20 protein-coding genes and 1 tRNA gene are annotated in these 21,330 nt (G+C 58.8%); 14 read left to right on the top strand and 7 right to left on the bottom strand.

Annotated features, from left to right (window positions below; all coding sequences use genetic code 11):
• Positions 1-23 precede the first annotated feature (23 nt).
• Positions 24-1,679: an energy-dependent translational throttle protein EttA gene (gene ettA / locus E5180_RS10605; protein WP_093731403.1), complete on the bottom strand. Its 1,656-nt coding sequence runs from the start codon at positions 1,677-1,679 to the stop codon at positions 24-26.
• Positions 1,680-2,058: 379 nt separating this feature from the next.
• Here ettA and E5180_RS10600 point away from each other — a divergent pair, with 379 nt between their 5' ends.
• From E5180_RS10600 to dacB, 4 genes are all read left to right on the top strand, one after another.
• On the top strand, positions 2,059-2,499 hold the full coding sequence (locus E5180_RS10600; RefSeq protein WP_138924350.1) for a universal stress protein: 441 nt from the start codon (positions 2,059-2,061) through the stop codon (positions 2,497-2,499).
• Positions 2,500-2,510: 11 nt separating this feature from the next.
• Positions 2,511-4,064: an alanine/glycine:cation symporter family protein gene (locus E5180_RS10595; protein ID WP_138924349.1), complete on the top strand. Its 1,554-nt coding sequence runs from the start codon at positions 2,511-2,513 to the stop codon at positions 4,062-4,064.
• 77 nt (positions 4,065-4,141) lie between these two features.
• Positions 4,142-4,744 carry a nicotinate-nucleotide adenylyltransferase gene (locus E5180_RS10590; RefSeq protein WP_138924348.1) on the top strand — a complete coding sequence of 201 codons (603 nt, stop codon included), beginning with the start codon at positions 4,142-4,144 and terminating at the stop codon, positions 4,742-4,744.
• Between the two features lie 250 nt (positions 4,745-4,994).
• Complete coding sequence (dacB, locus tag E5180_RS10585; protein ID WP_138924347.1) at positions 4,995-6,506, top strand: D-alanyl-D-alanine carboxypeptidase/D-alanyl-D-alanine endopeptidase; 1,512 nt, start codon at positions 4,995-4,997, stop codon at positions 6,504-6,506.
• Between the two features lie 22 nt (positions 6,507-6,528).
• Here dacB and E5180_RS10580 read toward each other — a convergent pair whose 3' ends face one another.
• Positions 6,529-6,951 (bottom strand): tellurite resistance TerB family protein, encoded by a 423-nt coding sequence (locus E5180_RS10580; protein WP_171048941.1) that lies wholly within the window; start codon positions 6,949-6,951, stop codon positions 6,529-6,531.
• 119 nt (positions 6,952-7,070) lie between these two features.
• On the opposite strand from E5180_RS10580, the gene E5180_RS10575 reads away from it, so the two are divergent.
• The 3 genes from E5180_RS10575 to E5180_RS10565 all read left to right on the top strand — a co-directional run bounded on the left by E5180_RS10575 (position 7,071) and on the right by E5180_RS10565 (position 11,553).
• On the top strand, positions 7,071-8,651 hold the full coding sequence (locus E5180_RS10575; RefSeq protein ID WP_138924345.1) for a lysine--tRNA ligase: 1,581 nt from the start codon (positions 7,071-7,073) through the stop codon (positions 8,649-8,651).
• Between the two features lie 62 nt (positions 8,652-8,713).
• A complete protein-coding gene (locus tag E5180_RS10570; protein ID WP_138924344.1) occupies positions 8,714-9,127 on the top strand; it encodes a DUF4864 domain-containing protein in 414 nt (137 codons plus the stop codon).
• Positions 9,128-9,264: 137 nt separating this feature from the next.
• Positions 9,265-11,553 (top strand): glycosyl hydrolase family 28-related protein, encoded by a 2,289-nt coding sequence (locus E5180_RS10565; protein WP_138924343.1) that lies wholly within the window; start codon positions 9,265-9,267, stop codon positions 11,551-11,553.
• Here E5180_RS10565 and E5180_RS10560 read toward each other — a convergent pair.
• Together E5180_RS10560 and E5180_RS10555 are read right to left on the bottom strand one after the other, a co-directional pair.
• Positions 11,550-12,221 (bottom strand): hypothetical protein, encoded by a 672-nt coding sequence (locus E5180_RS10560; protein ID WP_138924342.1) that lies wholly within the window; start codon positions 12,219-12,221, stop codon positions 11,550-11,552. The genes E5180_RS10565 and E5180_RS10560 overlap by 4 nt on opposite strands.
• A 141-nt stretch (positions 12,222-12,362) precedes the next feature.
• A complete protein-coding gene (locus E5180_RS10555) occupies positions 12,363-12,548 on the bottom strand; it encodes a PLDc N-terminal domain-containing protein (RefSeq protein ID WP_138924341.1) in 186 nt (61 codons plus the stop codon).
• Between the two features lie 156 nt (positions 12,549-12,704).
• Between E5180_RS10555 and E5180_RS10550 the strand changes: the two genes are divergently transcribed.
• Positions 12,705-12,983, top strand: a complete 279-nt coding sequence (locus E5180_RS10550; protein ID WP_138924340.1) for a hypothetical protein — start codon at positions 12,705-12,707, stop codon at positions 12,981-12,983.
• 75 nt (positions 12,984-13,058) lie between these two features.
• On the opposite strand, the gene E5180_RS10545 is transcribed toward E5180_RS10550, so the two are convergent.
• The gene (locus E5180_RS10545) at positions 13,059-13,313 is read right to left on the bottom strand and encodes a hypothetical protein (RefSeq protein WP_138924339.1); all 255 of its coding nucleotides are present in this window, start codon (positions 13,311-13,313) and stop codon (positions 13,059-13,061) included.
• Between the two features lie 165 nt (positions 13,314-13,478).
• Between E5180_RS10545 and E5180_RS10540 the strand changes: the two genes are divergently transcribed.
• Complete coding sequence (locus tag E5180_RS10540; protein WP_093731390.1) at positions 13,479-13,664, top strand: DUF3008 family protein; 186 nt, start codon at positions 13,479-13,481, stop codon at positions 13,662-13,664.
• A gap of 11 nt (positions 13,665-13,675) precedes the next feature.
• Here the strand turns inward: E5180_RS10540 and uvrB are convergent, their stop codons facing one another.
• Positions 13,676-15,892 (bottom strand): excinuclease ABC subunit UvrB, encoded by a 2,217-nt coding sequence (uvrB, locus tag E5180_RS10535; protein WP_138924338.1) that lies wholly within the window; start codon positions 15,890-15,892, stop codon positions 13,676-13,678.
• 99 nt (positions 15,893-15,991) lie between these two features.
• A complete protein-coding gene (locus E5180_RS10530; protein ID WP_138924337.1) occupies positions 15,992-16,276 on the bottom strand; it encodes an antifreeze protein in 285 nt (94 codons plus the stop codon).
• 140 nt (positions 16,277-16,416) lie between these two features.
• On the opposite strand from E5180_RS10530, the gene E5180_RS10525 reads away from it, so the two are divergent.
• From E5180_RS10525 to E5180_RS10505, 5 genes are all read left to right on the top strand, one after another.
• On the top strand, positions 16,417-16,728 hold the full coding sequence (locus E5180_RS10525) for an ETC complex I subunit (RefSeq protein WP_138924336.1): 312 nt from the start codon (positions 16,417-16,419) through the stop codon (positions 16,726-16,728).
• Between the two features lie 130 nt (positions 16,729-16,858).
• Positions 16,859-17,785 (top strand): MYG1 family protein, encoded by a 927-nt coding sequence (locus E5180_RS10520; RefSeq protein ID WP_138924335.1) that lies wholly within the window; start codon positions 16,859-16,861, stop codon positions 17,783-17,785.
• Positions 17,786-17,925: 140 nt separating this feature from the next.
• Complete coding sequence (gene selA / locus E5180_RS10515; RefSeq protein ID WP_138924334.1) at positions 17,926-19,317, top strand: L-seryl-tRNA(Sec) selenium transferase; 1,392 nt, start codon at positions 17,926-17,928, stop codon at positions 19,315-19,317.
• Positions 19,314-21,185, top strand: coding sequence for a selenocysteine-specific translation elongation factor (gene selB, locus E5180_RS10510; protein WP_138924333.1), 1,872 nt, complete (start codon positions 19,314-19,316; stop codon positions 21,183-21,185). Before selA ends, selB begins: the two co-directional genes overlap by 4 nt.
• 42 nt (positions 21,186-21,227) lie before the next feature.
• Positions 21,228-21,322 (top strand) — tRNA-Sec (locus tag E5180_RS10505).
• The last annotated feature ends 8 nt before the right edge of the window (positions 21,323-21,330 follow it).

Here is a 21,330-nt window from a genome sequence, read left to right as displayed (position 1 = left end):
TGTCATTAAAACCTACGGCTGGATCAGCGCGAGAATTTCTTGTGTTTCATGCGCTTGGGTTCCATGGCGTCTTCGCCCAGACGGCGTTTCTTGTCTTCTTCGTAATCAGAGAAGCCACCTTCGAACCATTCGACATGTGCGTCGCCTTCGAATGCAAGGATGTGCGTACAGATCCTGTCAAGGAAGAAGCGGTCGTGCGAGATGACCACGGCGCAGCCCGCGAAGTCGACCAGCGCGTCTTCGAGCGCACGGAGCGTTTCAACGTCCAAATCGTTGGTCGGTTCATCGAGCAGCAGTACGTTGCCGCCTTCTTTGAGCAGACGCGCCATGTGCACACGGTTGCGTTCACCACCTGACAGCAGGCCGACTTTCTTCTGTTGGTCGCCGCCCTTGAAGTTGAATGCACCGCAATAGGCGCGGGAGTTTACTTCGGCGTCGCCCAGTTTGATGATCTCGGCCCCGCCAGAGATGGCCTGCCAGACGTTATCGTCCGGGTTCAGGTCATCGCGCGACTGGTCGACGTAGGACAGATCAACCGTGTTCCCAAGCTCGATCGTGCCGGTGTCGGGTTGTTCGTGGCCGGTGATCATTTTGAACAGGGTCGATTTACCCGCGCCGTTGGGCCCGATCACGCCGACGATCCCGCCCGGTGGCAAGGTAAAGTCCAGCTTTTCGATCAACAGCTTGTCGCCCATAGCCTTGGACAGGCCTTCGACCTCAAGCACCTTGTTGCCCAGACGTGGGCCGTTGGGGATAACGATCTGGGCGCGCGTCAGACGCTCGCGCTCTGAGCTGTCGGCCATTTCGTTGTAGGCGTTAATACGTGCCTTGGATTTCGCCTGACGGGCCTTGGCCCCCTGACGCATCCATTCAAGTTCGCGCGACAGCGTCTTTTGCTTGGACTTGTCTTCGCGGGCTTCTTGCTCAAGCCGTTTGGCTTTCTGGTCGATCCAGTTGGAATAGTTCCCTTCGTAAGGGATGCCATTGCCGCGGTCCAACTCAAGAATCCAGCTGGTGATGTTATCCAAGAAATAACGGTCGTGGGTCACGATCAGGATCGTGCCCTTATAGTCGATCAAGTGCTGTTGCAGCCAAGCGATGGTTTCCGCGTCCAAGTGGTTGGTCGGTTCATCGAGGAGCAGCATTTCAGGCGCTTCAAGCAGCAGTTTGCACAGGGCAACACGGCGGGCTTCACCACCAGAAAGGGTTGTGACATCCGCATCATCAGGGGGGCAGCGCAGGGCTTCCATCGATACGTCGATCTGGCTGTCGAGATCCCACAGGTTCTCTGCGTCGATCTGGTCTTGCAACGCGGCCATCTCGTCGGCGGTTTCGTCGGAATAGTTCATCGCCAGTTCGTTATAGCGATCCAGAATATCTTTCTTCTTTTTGACGCCCAGCATGACATTCTCGCGCACGGTCAAAGCGGGGTCGAGGTAGGGTTCTTGCTCGAGGTAGCCAACCTTGGCACCCTCGGCGACCCATGCTTCGCCCGAAAAGTCTTTGTCCTGACCGGCCATAATCCGCATCAACGTCGATTTACCCGAACCGTTGATACCGACGACGCCGATTTTCACACCCGGCAGGAAGTTCAGGTTGATGTTGTCGAAACATTTCTTACCGCCCGGATAGGTCTTTGAGACACCGGACATGTGATAGACATATTGAAAGGCGGCCATTGAGAATCCTCGGATAAGCTGAATACGATTTGGAGCGTGCAATATCGCCACTGGCGGGCAAGAGCAAACGTTCAATATATTAGGCTCATATATAAGGCATCTCGTGCGGTTTTGAAGACCCGCCGCCGAGGGACCGCTTTTAGGGTGTGGTGCGCTTTGCTTTGGATCATGGCCCGACGACCCGTCAGCGGAGTTTTGGCAGCAGGTTTCCGTTTTAACTGAGCAAAAGCCGGTAAATGGGGACGATTGACCGCATTTTACACGAAATTCAGTCGAAAAAAATTTCAGACCTCGTTTATATTCTGCAGACTCGGGTGTGTTTAGCGCCCCGATTCAACGCGGCCGCAAAAAGACCGTGTCTCAACATAGGGATAAATACATGACAGCTTCGACTATTATAGTTGGTCTGGACGGGGGAGAGGCCGGAGCGCGCGCTTTGGATTTCGCTATGACCCAGGCCAGATTGATCGGGGATTGCGAGCTCAAGCTCGTGTATGTGATCGAATGGTCTCCGTTTAGTTTCCAAACCTCCGAGGAAAATGACCAGCGTCACAAACGGCGCGAAGAAGAGCTGGCGCTAGCCCGTGAACGCATTGTCGATCCGGCGGTGAAAAAAGCGGACGAAAAGGGCGTAACGGTTCAGGGCATCGTAAAGCACGGCGATGTTGCCGATATTCTGGACGATCTGGCCAAAAAGCATGGCGCACAGCAGATCGTGGTGGGCCGTGTCGGTCTGCGCGGTTTGAAAGAGCGTATGTTCGGTGGCGTGACGGGCCGTTTGGCCGTCGCCTCCCGCGTGCCTTTGACGATCATTCCTTGAAAGGTCATATCATGAAAAACTTTCTGACAACGGGTGTGGGGGCTGCTGCTGTCTCTGCCTTGCCGATGGTTGCCTCTGCACAAGAGGCCGTGGGCATGGATCAACGCATCAACGATATCTTTGCCGGTTCGACGGGCTGGTTCGTGAACCTGATCTTTATGTCGCTGCCGGGCACCAACTTCCCGTGGATCGTGCTGTGGCTGGTGGTCGCGGCGTCTGTGTTTACGCTGTACTTTGGTTTTATTCAGATCAAGGCGTTCTCGCATGCGATATCGCTGGTGAAAGGCGATTATTCCGATCCCGACGACGCGGGTGAGGTCAGCCACTTTCAGGCGCTGACGACGGCGCTGTCGGGGACTGTCGGTCTGGGGAACATCGCGGGCGTCGCGGTGGCCGTGGGCATCGGTGGGCCGGGCGCAACCTTCTGGATGATCTTGGCCGGTTTGCTGGGCATGGCATCCAAGTTCACCGAATGTACGCTGGGTGTGAAATATCGCAATGAATACGCCGATGGCACCGTTTCCGGTGGTCCGATGTACTATATGACAAAGGGCTTTAAGGAACGCGGCCTGCCTTTGGGCGGCTTTCTGGCGATTGTCTTTTCGATCTTTACCATCGGCGGCGCCTTGGGCGGCGGGAACATGTTCCAAGCCAACCAGGCACATGCGCAGCTGTCCGGTATCATCGGGGATTACCCCGGATGGATCACGGGCATCGTGTTTGCCGCCGTGGTGTTTTCGGTCATCGTGGGCGGGATCAAATCCATCGCCAACGTGACTGAAAAGATCGTACCGCTGATGGGTGTGATCTATGTCGGGGCCGCGCTGATTATCCTGATCGTTGAATACGACAAGATCGGTTGGGCCTTTGGCCAGATCTTTGAAGGCGCATTCAGCGGTCTGGGTGTTGCAGGCGGTCTGGTTGGTGCGTTGATCCAGGGCTTTAAACGGGCGGCGTTCTCTAACGAAGCGGGCGTGGGATCGGCTGCGATCGCACACTCTGCCGTGCGCACCAAAGAGCCGGTGACCGAAGGCGTGGTTTCCCTGCTTGAGCCGTTCATCGATACCGTTGTGATCTGTACGATGACGGCTTTGGTGATCACCATCTCTGGCGTGTTGGTTATGGACCCCGAAACAGGGCGTTTCATCCTGAACGAGGCAGGCACCGCGATCCAGACCGTTGACGGGTCCAGCGGCGTGCAGCTGACATCCGCCGCCTTTGCGACCGGGTTCAGCTGGTTCCCCTATGTCCTAGCTGTGGCGGTGATCCTGTTCGCCTTTTCCACCATGATCAGCTGGTCCTACTACGGGCTGAAAGCGTGGACCTATCTGTTTGGCGAAGGCAAAACCAAAGAGATCGTGTTCAAGGTGATCTTCTGCCTGTTCATCATCGTGGGGGCTGCGGCCAATCTTGGGGCGGTCATCGACTTTTCTGATGCGATGATCTTTGCTATGGCGGTTGTGAACATCACGGCGCTGTACTTCCTGATGCCGATCGTCAAACGCGAGATGAAGAGCTATTTCGCACGGCTTAAATCCGGCGAGATCAAGAAGTTCGTCGATTAACGCACGGACTACGCGATTGACAAAGCGGCGTTGCTGCCCTTCTTTCGGCCCCTGATGTATATCGGGGGCCGTTTTCGTTGGGTTATCCATTTCCATATGCGCCCCCAGGGCAGGTGATCGGACTGCTGGGCGGGTCGTTTGATCCGGCACACGAGGGGCACGCGCATATCACCCGCGAAGCGATAAAGCGTTTCGGGCTGGATCGCGTGTGGTGGATGCTGAGCCCCGGCAACCCGTTGAAGGCACAAGGTCCGGCCCCGATGGAGCAGCGTCTGGCGATGGCGCGGCAGGTGATGCAGCATCCGCGGGTCGAGGTCACGGACATCGAGGCCCATCTAGGCACGCGCTATACCGCGCAGACCCTTGCCGCGCTGCGCGCGCGCTATCCCGGCGTGCGGTTCGTCTGGCTGATGGGCGCGGATAATCTGGCGCAGTTCCACCTGTGGCAAGACTGGCAGCAGATCATAGAAACGGTGCCCTTGGGTGTTCTTGCGCGACCCGGCCAGCGGATCTCGGCGCGGATGAGCCGCGCGGCGACGCTGTATGCGCCCTACCGGATTGCGGGGCGGCACAGCCAGCTCTTGGGGCGCTCGCAAGCGCCGGCGTGGTGTTTTGTGAATGTGCCGATGGTCGATGTCAGTTCAAGCGCGATCCGCGCTGCGGGCAAATGGTCAGCGTAGTCTGCAAAAGGCGACGCCCGCCCCTAGATCGTGTCCCGCCCTGCCCAAGGCAAAAGGGACCTCGGCGCAGATGCCGGACCCGCGCCAAGCTCTATTGGCAGGAAATCGCCTGCGGGAATCAGTGACAGGGCGTCAAACATGATCAAAATGGCGCGTTGCGTGTCCCGTCCGTTTCCATGGCCCCGTTGCCCATGAAAATGTGATTTGCTACTGCTTGTGTCACTGGGTCCTGTCAGGTTTAAGTCGCCTCATGAAAACTGTTTTATCACGTCGTTTCTTTCTGGGGTCCGCTGCAGCGGGCATTATCGCGCCGGCTGCGTTTGCGGCCCCGCCGACTGAATCGCTGCGCCCTGTGTTGCGCGGGGATGATCTGTTCCGGCAGTCGATCCCCTCTGCGCAAGAGCTGATCGACAAAGCCAAGCTCGACGGGATGGTGACCTTTAGTCTGGCAGACGCCGAAACCGGTGCGGTGCTTGAACAACATGGCCCGCTTGAGGGCATGCCCCCTGCCAGCGTAACCAAAGCGATTACCGCGCTGTACGCGCTGGACACGCTTGGCGCGGCGCATCAGTTCGAAACGCGGATCATGGCGACCGGCGGTGTCGTGGGCGGCGAAGTGCAGGGCGATCTGATCCTTGTGGGCGGGGGCGATCCGACGCTGGATACCGCCGGGCTCGCGAGGCTGGTGGACGACCTGAAAGCGGCCGGGATCATAGGCGTCAAAGGCGAGCTGAAAGTCTATGAACACAGCCTGCCGATGTTCCCGTTGATTGATGCCGACCAGCCGGATCACGTGGGTTACAATCCGGCAGTGTCGGGGCTGGCGCTGAACTTTAACCGCGTGCATTTCGAATGGAAGCGCGAGAACGGCAGCTATGCGGTCACGATGGACGGACGGTCAGGGTCTTACCGCCCCGATGTCGCAATGGCCGCGATGGAGATCAGCGACCGCAGCGCACCGGTATTTACCTATCGCGATGCGGGCACGCGCGATGATTGGAGCGTTGCCCAAAGCGCCTTGGGGAATGGCGGGTCGCGGTGGTTGCCTGTGCGCAAACCGGGGCTTTACGCGGGCGACATATTCAAGACGCTGGCAGGATCACAGGGCATCCGCCTGCGCAACATGAGCCTGATCACCAGCCTGCCAGAGGGCGAGGTTCTGGTGGCCCGAAAAAGTGCGCCTTTGCGCGATATCCTGCGCGATATGTTGAAGTATTCCAACAACCTGATCGCTGAGATGGCAGGGCTTTCTGCCACGGTCTATCGCACCGGAACGCCGGTTTCCTTGCGGGCCTCGGCGGCAGAAATGAACGTTTGGGCCAAGGCCAATCTGGGCATGAATGCGCCTGCGCTGGTCGATCATTCCGGTCTGGGTGAAGACAGCCGCGTGTCGTCGCAGGACATGGTGACAGCGCTGGTCAGGATCCACGGGTCAGGCACGTTGAAACCCTTGCTCAAGTCGATTTCCTTGCGGGATTCCAAAGGCCGCCCCGTGCAAAACCATTCGATCAAGGTCGAGGCAAAAACCGGAACGTTGAACTTTGTCTCGGCGCTGGCGGGATATCTGACGGCACCAGACGGGCGGGTGATGGCGTTTGCCGTGTTCACTGCCGACACGCCCCGTCGCGCGACCCTGACGCGCGCGCAACGTGAACGCCCTGACGGGGGGCGGGCCTGGAATGGGCGGGCCAAACGGCTGCAGCAGGGGCTGATTGAACGCTGGGGGGCGTTTCATCAGGCCAAGGATACGGCCTCGCTTTAGCGGATCGGCCCGACCAACTGGTTTATTTTACATGGCGCGCGCGGGCACCGCGTTCGATGGCGGCAGCGTGCAGACGGTCCAGATCCAGTTCATAGCGGATTTCTTCGAGCAGGCGCAGCTCTGCCTCTTCGAGGGTGCCGTCGGCTGCGGCCACGTCACAGGCCAAGGCATATGCCGTCTCGTTTAGGCGGTCAGGCATCGCGGCTTTGACCAGCCCGAACAGGGCATCCAGCCCGTCCTCTTGTTCGAACAGATCAAAGACCATGGAACTGACAGTGCTAATGCGGTCCAGATCATAACCTGAGAACACGGGTAGCATATTCACTGCCGACTGAATCTTGAGCAGTTCCGTGGTGCGGATGTCCTCGTCCGAAGCGGAGACCGCGATCATAATGGCGACAAGACAGTCTTGCGCGCTTAAGCTGAGGGAGGTGTCGTCAATCATGCGCATTTCCGTTCGGTTATTGCGTTGATCTGCAGATTATTGACGGGCCTACAGGGACGCAATAGGTACAGCCTGCCTGCGCGCATTGGGTGCGGGGTGAAAATGATGGAATTGATGACATGTCGCAGATGCGTGAAGCAGCCCTAACCAGCAAAGCGTGGCCGTTCGAGGAAGCACGTCGGGTGTTGAAACGCTATGCAAATAAGGCTCCCGAGAAGGGGCATGTCTTGTTCGAGACCGGCTATGGCCCGTCGGGTCTACCGCATATCGGGACCTTCGGCGAAGTTGCGCGCACGACGATGATCCGCCGCGCTTTTCAGCTGATCAGCGACATTCCGACGCGGTTGGTGTGCTTTTCGGACGATCTGGACGGGATGCGCAAAGTGCCGAGCAACGTGCCGGACCCCGAAGCCTTGGCCGAACATCTGCAAAGACCACTGACATCTGTGCCCGATCCTTTCGGCACGCACGACAGCTTTGGCGCACATAACAACGCGATGCTGCGCCGGTTCCTTGATACATTCGGGTTCGAATATGAATTCATCTCGGCCACCGAATTCTACGGGTCGGGCAAGTTCGACGAAGTGCTGCTGCGCGCCGCCGAGAAGTATGACGAGATCATGGAAGTGATGCTGAAGTCGCTGCGCGAAGAGCGCCGCCAGACCTATTCGATCTTCCTGCCGATCCATCCTGAAACGGGGCGGGTGATGTATGTGCCGATGAAAGAGGTCAACGCCAAGGAAGGCACGATCACTTTCGACGACGAAGACGGTACAGAAATGACCTTGCCGCTGACCGGTGGCCACGTAAAATTGCAGTGGAAGCCTGACTTTGGCGCCCGTTGGGCAGCGCTGGATGTCGACTTTGAGATGTACGGCAAGGACCACAGCACCAACACGCCGATCTATGACAAAATTTGCCGCATTCTGGGCAACCGCCCACCAGAGCATTTCACCTACGAGCTGTTCCTTGATCAGGACGGGCACAAGATTTCCAAGTCGTCGGGAAACGGGCTGACCATCGATGAATGGCTGACCTACGCCAGCGCGGAATCGCTGTCGTATTTCATGTATCTCAAGCCCAAGACGGCCAAGCGCATGTATTTCGATGTGATCCCCAAGGCGGTTGATGAATACCACCAACAGCTGCGCGCGTTTGAGACGCAGGATGACAAGGGCAAGCTGAACAACCCTGTTTGGCATATCCACGGGGGCGATGTGCCCAAGTCGGATATGATCGTGCCGTATTCGATGCTGCTGAACCTTGCGTCTGTTTCCTCGGCCGAGGAAAAGTCGCAGCTGTGGGGCTTTATCCAGCGCTATGCGCCCGATGCGACGCCCGAAGGCAACCCCGGTATGGATGCGGCGGCCGAACATGCGGTGCGCTATTACAACGACTTTGTGAAGCCCACCAAAGTGTTCCGCGCGCCCACCGATCTGGAGCGCGAAGCGCTGGAAGACCTGCGTGACCAGCTGAAAACATGGGACGGCGGGCTGGATGCCGAGGCGTTGCAAACGATGGTTTTCGCTGTCGGGAAAGAACGTTTCGACCCGCTACGTGATTGGTTTACTGCGCTTTACGAAGTGTTGTTGGGCGCAAGCCAAGGCCCGCGTTTCGGCGGCTTCATCGCGCTTTATGGTGTGGATGAGACTGTCGCACTGATCGACGACGCGCTGGCAGGCAAGCTGACCACGGCGTGAAACTATTGCCCTATGGTGTGCGTGGATTAAGTTAAGTCCAACACATCATAGGGAGCATTCTCATGCGTGGCGCGGTTCTTTCGGCCTTTTTCGGGATGGTTTTGACCTTTGCGACGGCGTTTGGTGCCACGGCGCAGCAGTCGGATATCGAAAGCACGATCACCGGCCAGTTCGAGGCCTTTAAGGCAGATGATTTCGAGGGCGCGTTCGAATATGCGAGTCCCAATCTGCAGATGATGTTTCAATCCACCGAAAATTTTAAACGTATGGTGACCTCGGGCTATCCGATGGTCTGGAAAAACACCGAAGTGCGGTTTCTGGACCTACGCGAGATCGCGGGCGCACAGTGGCAGAAGGTGCAGGTGACGGACCTGAAGGGTTTCACCTATTTACTGGATTATCAGATGGTTGAGACGCCGGAGGGCTGGCGCATTGCCTCTGTTCAGCTGCTGGATGCGCCAAGCGTTTCGGCGTGACGTTGCCCCCGAAGCGCCGTACGCTGCGGTTAGACGTGATTAACCACTTGTGAATATTTCTATCCCCCTGCCGGCCAAGCGTCGGAGTTTTGCAATTCATGGGGGGCGACATCGCACCCTCGGCGAAGGGGATGACGATGAACAAGGCAATCACGGACGGTCTGCTGCTGACACCTGCGGCTTTTGCACAAGGCTTGGATGTGTATTCAAGCGGGGATGGTACGGCGGGGTCTGACACCTATGAAAATGCGATAAATGCGGCGCTTATCCCTGCGGATCAGGACTTTGGCGGCGCGCTTGAGCTGATCAAGACGCAATCTACGCAAAAGCTGCGTTACATGGGGCAGACGCCGCTTTTACCGGGGTGCTATTTGCGGATTACGGCGCGGGTCAAAGCGATCGGTGGGAATTTACCCTCGGTGCGGATCGCGGGGTATCCGGCGCTTGGCAATGGCAGCCGTGTGGGAGGGCTGGTCGAAGTGGGGCCGGCGGTGGCGCTTACGAGCTATGGCGAAGTGGTCGAGGTCAGCGCGATTGTCGGGCCGGGGCTGCGCGGCGGTGTCGATATGGTCTGGGGCAACGCGCCGGTCTACGGGCATTTCGGACTGGATCTGACGGGGCAGAACGGCGGTGTCGTTCGTATTGATGATGTGCGGATCGAGGATGTGACCAGCGTTTTCCTGCGCGACATGTTGGCACAGGTCGATGTGCGGGACTATGGCGCGGTGGGGGATGGCAGCACGGATGATACGGCTGCCTTTGTTGCGGCGAATGCAGGTGCACAGGGGCGCAGCGTGTTGATCCCGAGCGGGACGTATCTGCTGAACGGTGACGTGACCTTTGACGCGCCGACACGGTTTGAAGGGACGGTAACCATGCCCGCCAGCGCGATCCTGCTGCTGCGGCGGAATTTCGATCTGCCCCATTATATCGAGGCGTTCGGGAATGAAGAGATCGCGTTTCGCAAGGCGTTTCAGGCGTTGTTGAATAATGCGGATCATGAATCGCTTGATCTGGGCGGGCGCAAGGTCAACGTTACCGGCCCGATCGATATGCAGGCGGCGACGCCTGAACGCACCAGCTATGCCACGCGACGGGTAATCCGCAACGGCCAGCTTGAGGCGGCGAGCAATGGCGATTGGGACACGGTAACGGTGACCTCGCAGGCAAGCTATTCGCCCTCGGATGCGCGCAAGCTGACGAATGTCGTGAACGTCGCGAATGTGCCTGTGGGGGCGTTGATCACCGGCAACGGGGTGGGGCGCGAGATCTATGTGCGGGCCAAGAATGTCGCCACACAAGAGATCACGCTGAACGCACCGCTGTATGACGCGGCGGGGACACAGAATTTTACCTTTACGCGGTTTCAGTATCTGCTGGATTTCGGCAACTACAGCCAGCTGAGCAAGTTCGTCCTGGATGACATCGAAATCCAGTGCAACAACGTGGCCAGCGGGATCAACCTTGCGCCGTCGGGGACGATTTTCCATGTGCGCGACTGCTTTATCTCGCGGCCCAAGGATCGGGGGATCACGTCTAGCGGCGGCGGGTGTCAGGGGATGTTCGTGGATCGCTGCCAGTTTCTGTCCGCCGAAGACGCGCTGGACGTGCCGGACCGGACCACGATTGCGATCAACTGCAATGCCAATGACGTCAAGATCCGCGATAACCGTGCCACGCGCTTTCGCCACTTTGCGCTGCTTGCGGGGCAGAATAATATCGTCACGGGGAACCATTTCTTTCAGGGGGATACGGTCAAAAACGGCGTCCGCTCTGCTGGGTTGATCTTTGCGGCGCAGCATACGGCGAGCGTGGTGAGCGGAAATTACATCGACAATTGTTTCGTCGAATGGACCAACGAACAAGACCCCGCGCCGGAATACAGCAGCGAGTATTCTTTCAGCTCCCTGTCGATCAGCGGCAATATATTTCTTTCGGGCGAAGTCGCCCCGTGGTTCAGCTATATCGTGATTAAACCTCATGGGGCGGGTCATGTGATCAACGGGCTTACGATCAACGACAACCGTTTCCGCAGCATCAATGGGTTTATTGATCGGGTGGAGCGTATCGACACGAGCTTTGCCGATATGGATTTCTCGCGCATGCGCAACATAGAGATGACCGGCAATTCGTTTCACGGCATCAGCAATCCGGTCTCTAATCCCGTGCAGGTCGAACATACCGAAGGCAGTTTGGCCAAGACCTGGGTGGTGGATATTGCCGACCGTTTCCCCTTTGGCGGGTGGGCGATCGCGGTGGACAGCATCACAATGGATGGGCCGGTGCGCGACGGATCGAACGTAGCGCAGTACAGCGCACCCTATGTCTTGACAGATCAGGGAACGGAGCGTGATCTGTTGCATCTGGTCTGGAGCACCAGCGTCAAAGGATCGATCTTTATGCAGGCGCGGATGGATAAACGCTAGAATTCGCGCCAAAGCGACAGTTTCAGCGCGGGGTTGGAACTGTCGCTTATCAGCGTTTCGGCCCCGATTTGCAGGCGAATATCAGGGCGGCTTTTGATCGGACGCACAACGATGGAGGGCGCGATAGAGGTCGCGGTGGTGGCAGAGGTCGACGCGTAGAAAATTTGCAGCATCCCTGAAAACCTATCGCCAAAGTTGATCCCGAAGGTGCTGTCCACTTTGGCCAGATGCTCTTGGAGATATACGTCCCACGAAAGCGAACTGTCGATGGTGATCCAGCCGTTTTTCTGCGAGAGCGTGAAGCCGCGGCCCCATGACAGCCCCGCTTTTACATTCGGAGTGACCACATCCCCCACCCACGCCGCGCCGATGCCCAGTTCGGCGGACCAAACGCTCGGGCGATCCCGTCGGCCCAACGGACGGCGTAGGAAAAAAGTAGCGGACCCCGATTGCAGCCCATAAGCGCTTGCGAGAAAACTGACCTCTGCCCCGAGGGTGAGGTCATCGCGGGCGCCGTATTCAAGAAACGTGCTTTCCGAGATGTCATAATTTTGCGTGACACTGACAGTATTTGAACTGAAGCCTTTGCCTTTTTCCCGTAACCAAGCGCCGCTGTGGGCGGGGGCTGGGAAAGTCAGGAGGATAAGGAGGATTGACCATAAGCGCATCGGGTACCCTTTCAACGGGTAGCTTGGCGCTTCATGCTTAATAAATTACTTATAACTGAGGGCGGGGGCGCGGTGACGACGGCATGCAAAAAGGCCCGTAGCGTTGCTACGGGCCTTTTTCGTTAGATCATGTAGGGCCGTTTAGACTTTGACGCTGCTGCCGCGTGGGCCAGCAATCAGCCATACGATAAAGCCGACGACGGGGAAGATCAGGACGCCGAGAATCCAGAGGATTTTCGCAAGGCCCGAAGCGCCGGAGGTGAAGATTTGGTAGATCGCGTAAATGTCTGCGATCAGAATGATTAGTCCGAGAATGCCGAATTCCATTGTAAAGCTCCTGAGTTGTAATCTGAATTACTGTCTGGGGTCACAACTTCGTATCTTCGAAAGATGTTCCCAAAATTGTTATTGGAACTTTTTCGTGATCGACCGAGTTGCTCTCCCGATAGCCCTGACGGGACAGTGTAATTTGAAGGAAATACTATGAAGACCTCTACAGCAGTTATCGCAGGGCTCGCCGCCATTCTGGTGATCGCATTTGCAATCTTTTTCATCGATATTGATCAGACAGAAGAAGGCGCGCTGCCTGATGTCGACGTCTCTGTTGAAGGGGGAAACCTTCCTAAGTTCGACGCCGAGACCGGTTCGGTTAACGTGACCGAAGAAGAGGTCGATGTTAAAGTTCCTGACGTCGAAATCACCACCGAAGAGAAAACCATCAAAGTTCCCGGTGTTGAAGTAACGCCGCCGTCGAACGACTGATAATACGCATCAGTTTCAACGAAAAAAAACGCCCCCTGATTTGGTCAGGGGGCGTTTTTTTATGTCTGGTTGGTCTCAGTTTCGGGTGAGTTTAGACGCAGGTTTCGCGCCGTTGTCCCCGTCAGATGTAAAGGTGAGCGTGACCTTGTCGCCTGCCATCAGGTCAGACGGAACAAGGGTCTTTGCATCCAAGGTCCACGATGATTTGTCTTGCAGAACAATGATATTGGCCAAGCGATCGTAGGCCAGGATCGTGCCGGTTGTTTCGTCGGCAAAGGCGGGGGCAGAGAGGGCGGTCAGGCCCAGGGTGGCAAGGGCGATCAGGCGCATTTGGGATCCTCCGATAAAGCGCAGAATCCGAATGTGGGGTGGGCGCGGGTGCAAAGCAATCACCTGACAACGGGTGCATGAAAATAATTATGCGTCATGTGATGTCGGGGAACTGCGGACTGTTCGATGTGTTGTGCCGCTACATCCAGCCGAAAGGAGAGAGCGATGAAAGCCCAATCAAAATCCCAGCAACGTGCCGCTGGCGCGGCCCTGTCTGCAAAACGGGGCGAGACAAAGGTGAACGATCTGCAAGGCGCGTCGAAAGATATGTACGACAGCATGTCCGAGGACGAGCTGGAGGAAATGGCCTCTACCGAGCATGATGGATTGCCGGACGAGGTCGAAGACTAGGCGCGCGCCTCTTAGCGTTTTTTGCCACCGTAACGGGATTTACCACCGCGCATCCCGCCGCGGCCACCGGTTGACCGGCCCGATGCCTTTTGCGCGTTGTCAACGGCTTTATCCACCGCATACTGGCGGGCCATTGGATCATCGGCGATGGCGAGATCGACGGCTTCAAGCCGTTTGACCTCGTCGCGCAGACGTGCGGCTTCTTCAAATTCAAGGTTCTCGGCCGCTTTGCGCATGTCGGTGCGCAACCCGTCGAGCACGGTTTGCAGGTTGCCGCCCGCCAAAGGGTTGTCGATCTTGGCGGTGACGCGACTCATGTCCACATCGCCTTTGTAGAGACCGGCAAGGATGTCATCGACGTTCTTTTTCACTGTGGTCGGCGTGATCCCGTGCTCTTCGTTATAGGCGACTTGCTTGGCACGACGGCGATCGGTTTCGCCCATGGCGCGTTCCATCGAGCCGGTGATGCGGTCGGCGTACATGATCACGCGGCCTTCGGCATTCCGCGCGGCACGACCGATGGTCTGGATCAGCGAGGTTTCAGAGCGCAGGAAGCCCTCTTTATCCGCGTCGAGAATTGCCACCAGCCCACATTCGGGGATGTCCAAGCCTTCACGCAACAGGTTGATCCCGATCAGCACGTCAAACGCGCCGAGCCGCAGGTCGCGCAGAATCTCGATCCGCTCAATCGTGTCAATGTCGCTGTGCATATAGCGCACGCGGATGCCCTGTTCGTGCATGTATTCTGTCAGGTCTTCGGCCATGCGCTTGGTCAGCACGGTACACAGCGTGCGGAAGCCGTCGGCAGCGACCTTGCGCACCTCGTCCAGCAAATCGTCGACCTGCATTTCCACGGGGCGAATTTCGATCTGAGGGTCGACCAGTCCAGTGGGGCGAATGATCTGTTCGGTGAAGACACCGCCGGTTTGTTCGATCTCCCACGCTGCCGGCGTCGCCGAGACAAACACCGATTGCGGGCGCATGGCGTCCCATTCCTCGAACTTCAAAGGACGGTTGTCCATACAAGAGGGCAGGCGGAAGCCGTGTTCGGCCAACGTCATCTTGCGCCTAAAGTCACCCTTGTACATGCCACCGATTTGCGGGACCGACACGTGGGATTCATCTGCAAAAACAATGGCGTTGTCAGGAATGAATTCGAACAGGGTGGGGGGCGGTTCGCCCGGGGCACGGCCCGTCAGATAGCGCGAGTAGTTCTCGATCCCGTTGCACACGCCTGTGGCTTCCAGCATTTCGATGTCAAAGTTGCAGCGCTGCTCAAGCCGTTGCGCCTCCAGCAGTTTGCCTTCGCCCACCAATTGATCAAGCCGCATCCGCAGCTCTTTCTTGATGCCGATCACCGCCTGATTCATCGTCGGCTTTGGGGTCACATAGTGGCTGTTGGCGTAGACGCGGATTTGGTCGAAGGTACCGGTTTTCTCGCCCGTAAGAGGGTCGAATTCAGTGATGCTTTCCAGCTCTTCGCCAAAGAAAGACAGACGCCATGCGCGGTCTTCAAGGTGAGCGGGGAAAATTTCGAGGCTATCACCGCGCACACGAAAGGTGCCGCGCTGGAAGGCGGCGTCGTTGCGTTTATAAGCCTGTGCGATCAGGTCGGCGATCACCTGACGCTGGTCGTAAGAGCTGCCGGTTTTCAAATCCTGCGTCATCGCGCCATAGGTTTCGACAGAGCCGATACCGTAGATGCACGAGACAGAGGCGATGATGATCACATCATCGCGTTCCAGCAGCGCCCGCGTGGCAGAGTGGCGCATCCGGTCAATCTGTTCGTTGATCTGGCTTTCCTTCTCGATGAAGGTGTCAGAACGGGCGACATAGGCTTCGGGTTGATAGTAGTCATAATAGCTGACGAAATATTCGACCGCGTTTTCGGGAAAGAACCCTTTGAATTCGCCATAAAGCTGCGCTGCCAGCGTCTTGTTCGGCGCAAGGATGATGGCGGGGCGCTGTGTTTCCTCGATCACCTTGGCCATCGTGAACGTCTTGCCCGTCCCCGTGGCCCCCAACAACACCTGATCGCGTTCGCCGGACCGCACCCCTTCGGACAGTTCCTTGATTGCGGTGGGCTGGTCGCCTGCGGGTTCGAATTCGGTCGAAAGCTTGAACTTCTTGCCGCCCTCAAGTTTGGGGCGGTCGCGCACATTGGGCGCGGGGTTGGCAAGATAGGCGTCTTTGCGCTCGGGCAAACTATCAGAGTGGGCGTAGGCCATAACATCGTCCTTTGGGGGTGCCCCTAAGGTGTCATGTTTTTGCGCGGGTTCAAGGGGCGTAGCCCTGCGCGAGGCGCATATGTCGCTTTCGTCGCAGGCTTATTTGGTCAGGCGCTTGCGGTTGGCACTGACCTTTTTGCTAACCGGTGCCATCGCGGCCGAGAGAATCTGGTCCGGTGTGCCGCCTGCAAAGGCAGCTTTGGTGGCCGCCTCATAGGCTTTTGCCATGGCAGGGCCCTTTTCATTGACCATGCGGGCGTTTTCTCCGCGGGACTGCGGTAGGGCACCGGCCATCCCCAAAAGCCTAAGCGTCATAACAGCTTGGGTGTCGATCATCAGCTTGGCGAGGTTGGTATTTAGCGTCATCAGGGTAAGAGGGTTCATGGGATGTGCTCCAATTGCATGGGATCAGCTTATGCTGCGCCGCAGCATATGTAACCCGAATTTGTCACAATTCACCGTGATGCCTTGATCCTTGGCTGTATTTGGCTGATAAACCGCCTAATCACAGCGGAGATTCAGCGATGCGCGCGCGTATTTATCAGCCTTCCCGAACTGCCATGTCCTCTGGCACTGCCAAAACCCGTGTTTGGTTGCTTGAGTTTGACCCGGAGCACGCGCGCGAAATTGACCCGCTGATGGGCTGGACCTCGTCGAAAGACACGCAAACACAGGTGCGTTTGCAGTTCGCGACCAAGGAAGAAGCGGTCGAATACGCCCGTGACCACAATATCGACGCGATGGTTCAAGACCCCAACAAGCGCCGCGCGAATGTGCGTGCTGGTGGCTATGGCGAAAACTTTGCCACAGCGCGCCGCGGGTCCTGGACGCATTAACACTTTCTACTTTTTCTCATGTTAGGCCCGATGTGGGCGGTGTGAGCGAGACGCAATACACAGGGCGGCCCCTTCCAAGGTCGCCCGTTTTCTTTTCGACCGATGAACATACGCGCAAAGGTACAAACTCATGACGATCACCCAACTCGTGACCCACTCCGGCGGCTTTCATGCGGACGAGCTATTGTCGTCAGTCATCCTGACACGGCTGTTCCCCGACGCAACGATCCTGCGCAGCCGCGACACGGCGCTGATCACGCCGGCGGAAGGGCGCATCATCTATGATGTGGGCGGCGACTTTGACGCTGAAGCCGGGATATTTGACCACCACCAACGTCCCAATCCACTGCGCGAAGACGGCCAGCCCTACAGTTCATTCGGGCTGATCTGGGCGCATTACGGGCACGATTATCTGCGCGCGCTTGATGTGCCCGAGGCGGATGTAATCACCATTCACGACAACTTTGATCGCGGGTTTGTCCTGCCGATCGACCTGCTGGACAATGGTGCCGTCAACGCGTCAGAGGCGGGGCCGCTGTTTGCCGGTCTTACCCTGCCGGCACTGCTGGAAAGCCTCAAGCCCGTGTTCGATGACCGCGAAGAGGGTGTGGACGACCGTGCCTTTGCCGCCGCCTTGCCCATTGCGCGCGCCTTTGTCGAAGCCTCCATCCGCCGAAAGGCCGCCAAATTCCGTGCCGAAGCGATGGTAATGGCCGCGATTGACGCTGCGGGTGACGGGCATGTGCTGGACTTGCCGATGGGCATGCCGTTTCGGGGGCCGGTGATCAAGGCGGGTGCAGACCACCTGCTGTTTGTCATCCACCCACGTGGGTCTGAATGGACGCTGACGACGATCCGGTCGGGGGATGATACCTTCGAAAACCGTGCAGATCTGCCGGTAGCATGGGCTGGCCTGAAAGACGCCGCGCTTGAAGAGGCGTCCGGCGTAAAGGGGGCCAAGTTCTGTCACAACGGTCGTTTTATTGCGGTTGCCGACAGCCGCGAGGCGATCTTGGAAATGGCCGATATCGCTGTGCGCGAGGCCACGGCGGCTTAGCATTGGCGATGTAATGGGCCGCGGTTTGCCGGTGGTGGTGGTGTGCTGCTGTACCGCGCGGCGCTGATGCGGTGACCGATCTCGCTTGCCCCCCGGGCGGGCGTGAATACACTGCACCTCCAGCCATCGGGGGGCGACGCGTGAACAGCCAGCTAAGACATTTGCCACAGATCGACACGTTGTTGCAGCAGCCACCGATTGCCCAGGTGGTCGCCGCCTATAGCCACGAGGAAGTGCGCAGCGCCCTGCGGCTGACACTGGACGCGCTGCGCGGCGAAATCCTGAGCGGCGCGGCTGTCGAGCTGCCTGATTTTACCAGCGAGGGTTTTGCCCGCACCCTTGCAGATCGGATCGAGGTGGCCCGCCAGCCGAACCTGCGTCCCGTGATCAACGCGACGGGTATCATCATCCACACCAATCTTGGCCGTGCCCGCCTTGCGCCCGAAGCCTTGCAAGCGATGCGCGACATCGGTGCGCGTCCGTCGAACCTTGAACTGAACCTTGCTACCGGCAAGCGTGGATCGCGGTATGACCATGCCGAGGCGCTGATTTGCCATTTGACGGGTGCAGAGGCGGCGCTGATCGTGAACAACTGCGCCGCGGCGGTGGTGCTGGCGTTGATGGGAACCGCGTCGGGGCGCAAGGTGATCGCGTCGCGGGGGGAGCTGATCGAAATTGGCGGATCATTCCGCCTGCCCGACGTCATCGCTCAAAGCGGGGCAGTCCTGAAAGAAGTCGGCGCCACGAACAAAACACGGCTTAGCGATTATGCCGACGCGGTGGATGAGGACACGGCGGTTCTGTTGAAAAGCCATACCAGCAATTTTCGCATTGTTGGATTTACCTCTGCCCCGTCACGCACGGCTTTGGCGCAATTGGCAGCAGAGCGGGACCTGATCCTGATGGAAGATCTGGGCAGCGGCGTGCTGATTGACCTGTCGCCCTTCGGTCTGCGGGATGAACCGGTGGTGGCGGATATTTTGAAAGCGGGCGTCGATCTGGTCATGTTCTCGGGTGACAAGCTGTTGGGCGGGCCACAGGCGGGCATCATTGCGGGGCGAGCCGACATTATTGCAGGGTTGCGCAAGCATCCGCTGCTGCGGGCTTTGCGGATCGATAAGCTGTCCCTCGCAGCACTTGAGGCAACTTTGCGACTGTACCTGCCGCCCCATAATCCGCTGTCACGGGTGCCTGTGTTGCAAGCGTTGTCGCAGCCCCTGGCTGAAGTCGAGGTGCGGGCGCACAAACTGGCGGCGTCTGTAGAAGCTATGAATGGCGTCACAGCATCGGTGACCCCGTCCGCTGCCTATGTCGGTGGCGGATCGTTGCCACAGCAGGACTTGGAAAGCGTAAGCGTCGTGGTGGCCTGTGATGCCCTTTCACCGGAAGCGCTTAGCGACCGGCTGCGCGGGGGGCCGGTGCCGGTCGTCGCGCGCATCCATCAGGGAAAGCTGTGGCTGGATATGCGCACAGTCACCGATGCGGAATTGCCTGATATCGTTGCCGCACTCGGTACGATTGCCGCCCCATGACATCGGCCTGTGTGATCGTGATCGGCCATGTGGACCATGGCAAGACGGCGTTGGTGCGGGCGTTGACAGGCATGGAAACGGACCGGCTGGCCGAAGAGAAAGCCCGTGGTCTGTCGATCGCGCTGGGCTTTGCGCATTGCGAGATGGCAGGCGGTACACTTGACCTGATTGACGCACCGGGACACGAGGATTTCATGCGCACGATGGTGTCTGGCGCAAGCGGGGCGCAGGGCGCGCTGCTGGTGGTTTCTGCTGTGGATGGCGTAGCTGCGCAAACGCGCGAGCATGTGCAGATTGCGCAGCTGTTGCAGGTCCCAGTAGCTGTCGTCGCGGTGACAAAGGCCGATTTGATCCCTGCTGACGATCTGCCAGCGCGGCTGGCCGCGATTGGCGATGCCCTTGCGGCGCAGGGTGTCACGCGGGCCGAACTGGTGCCCTGTTCAGCCACGACCGCTGGCGGGGTGGACGGGCTGAGACAGGCGCTGGCGGCGCAGTTTTCAGACCTGCCACCACGGGCGGTTCCGGCGGGCGCTTTCCTGCCGGTGGATCGGGTGTTCACTTTGGCGGGGCGTGGCACGGTGGTGACGGGGACGTTGCTTGGGGCGGCGCTGTCTGTTGGCGATGCGCTTGTGGTTCAGCCACGCGCCGCAGCAACGGTCGTGCGCGGGCTGCAATCGCGCGGTACTGCGCGGAAACGGGTCGAGATAGGCGAGAGGGTTGCCGTGAACCTGCGCGGCATCTCGGTTGAAGAGGTGGCGCGCGGTGATGTCCTGTGTGGGACCGCATACGCACCGTCTGCATGTATGGACGTGGCGCTGACCGTCTCTGCCAGTGCGGCGCGACCGGTCAAACATATGCAAGAGCTGCGCGTGCTCTGGGGCACCGCGCATGAGGTCGCGACACTGCGGCTGATGGGCGGCGGGCAGATCGCGCCGGGTGGGACGGGGCTGGGGCAGCTTCGGTTTAAACAGCCGGTGGTCGGCTTTGCAAGGCAGGCGGCGGTGCTGCGCCAGCTTTCGCCCGCGGCGACGCTGGCGGGTGCGGTGATTCTGGACCCGCAAGCCACTGCGGTCGGGGCGGGCGACAAGCGGCGGCTTGCGGTTCTGCAGGCGGCACACACTCAAGACGCGGCGGCCATCGCGGCAGCGCTATGTGGCCAAGGGCGCGGTGTAGCGTTCCGGGCTGATATGATGCGACTGGCGCGTGGTGAAGAGACTGTAGGCTTGCCAGAGGGCACTGTGCCCCTGTCCGCAGATCATCTCGCGTTGACCGATGATTTTGCGGCGGTGCAAGAGGCGCTGCTGGGGGCGTTGCGGGGATTTCATGCCGAACATCCGATAAAGCAGGGGGCCGCGCCTGCTTTGCTACAACAGGTGACGCCGCTGCGGGCGCTGGTGCCTTTTGCCCAAGCCGCGCTGGTCAAGTCGGGCGAGGTCATGTTGCGCGATGGTTTGATTGGTCTGGCGCAGCATGATCCCTTTGCAGCACTTGCCGCGCAACAGGCGGCGCGCCTGACGGAGATTGAAGAGAGTATTCGTACCGGCGGCACCACCCCCCCTGACCTGCGGCAGTTCGATGCGCCGGACGACGCTGATCTGATTGCCCTGATGGTGGGTCAGGGGTGGCTGGTATCGCTGCCTAATATCGCGCTGAAGCAGCAGGTTGTGTTTCATGAAGCGACCATCAGACAAGCGCAGCGGACCCTCGCGGCGGCCTTCCCTCCGCCCATGGCCTTTACCACCGGCGAGGCACGCAGTGCCTTGGCGACGAGCCGCAAGTTTATCGTGCCGCTGCTTGAGCATCTGGACGCCCAAGGTATCACTCTGCGGGAGAACGACACACGGCACATGGTAAAGCCTGCGCATTAGACTTTCCCCCGCACCCCACCGCCGCTAGTCTGCCCTCAGTGCGGAGGCGACCGGAGTCTGGTGGCTTCCCTGGTCTTCAAAACCATGGACGCGTCGATACGGCGTGTGGTGGGTTCGATTCCCATCCGTCTCCGCCAACCCGTCT

This window comes from Sulfitobacter sp. BSw21498, from assembly GCF_006064855.1.
Taxonomy (GTDB): Bacteria; Pseudomonadota; Alphaproteobacteria; order Rhodobacterales; family Rhodobacteraceae; genus Sulfitobacter.
Note: the sequence above shows the minus strand (reverse complement) of the source record. Positions and strands in the feature narration are given on the sequence as shown.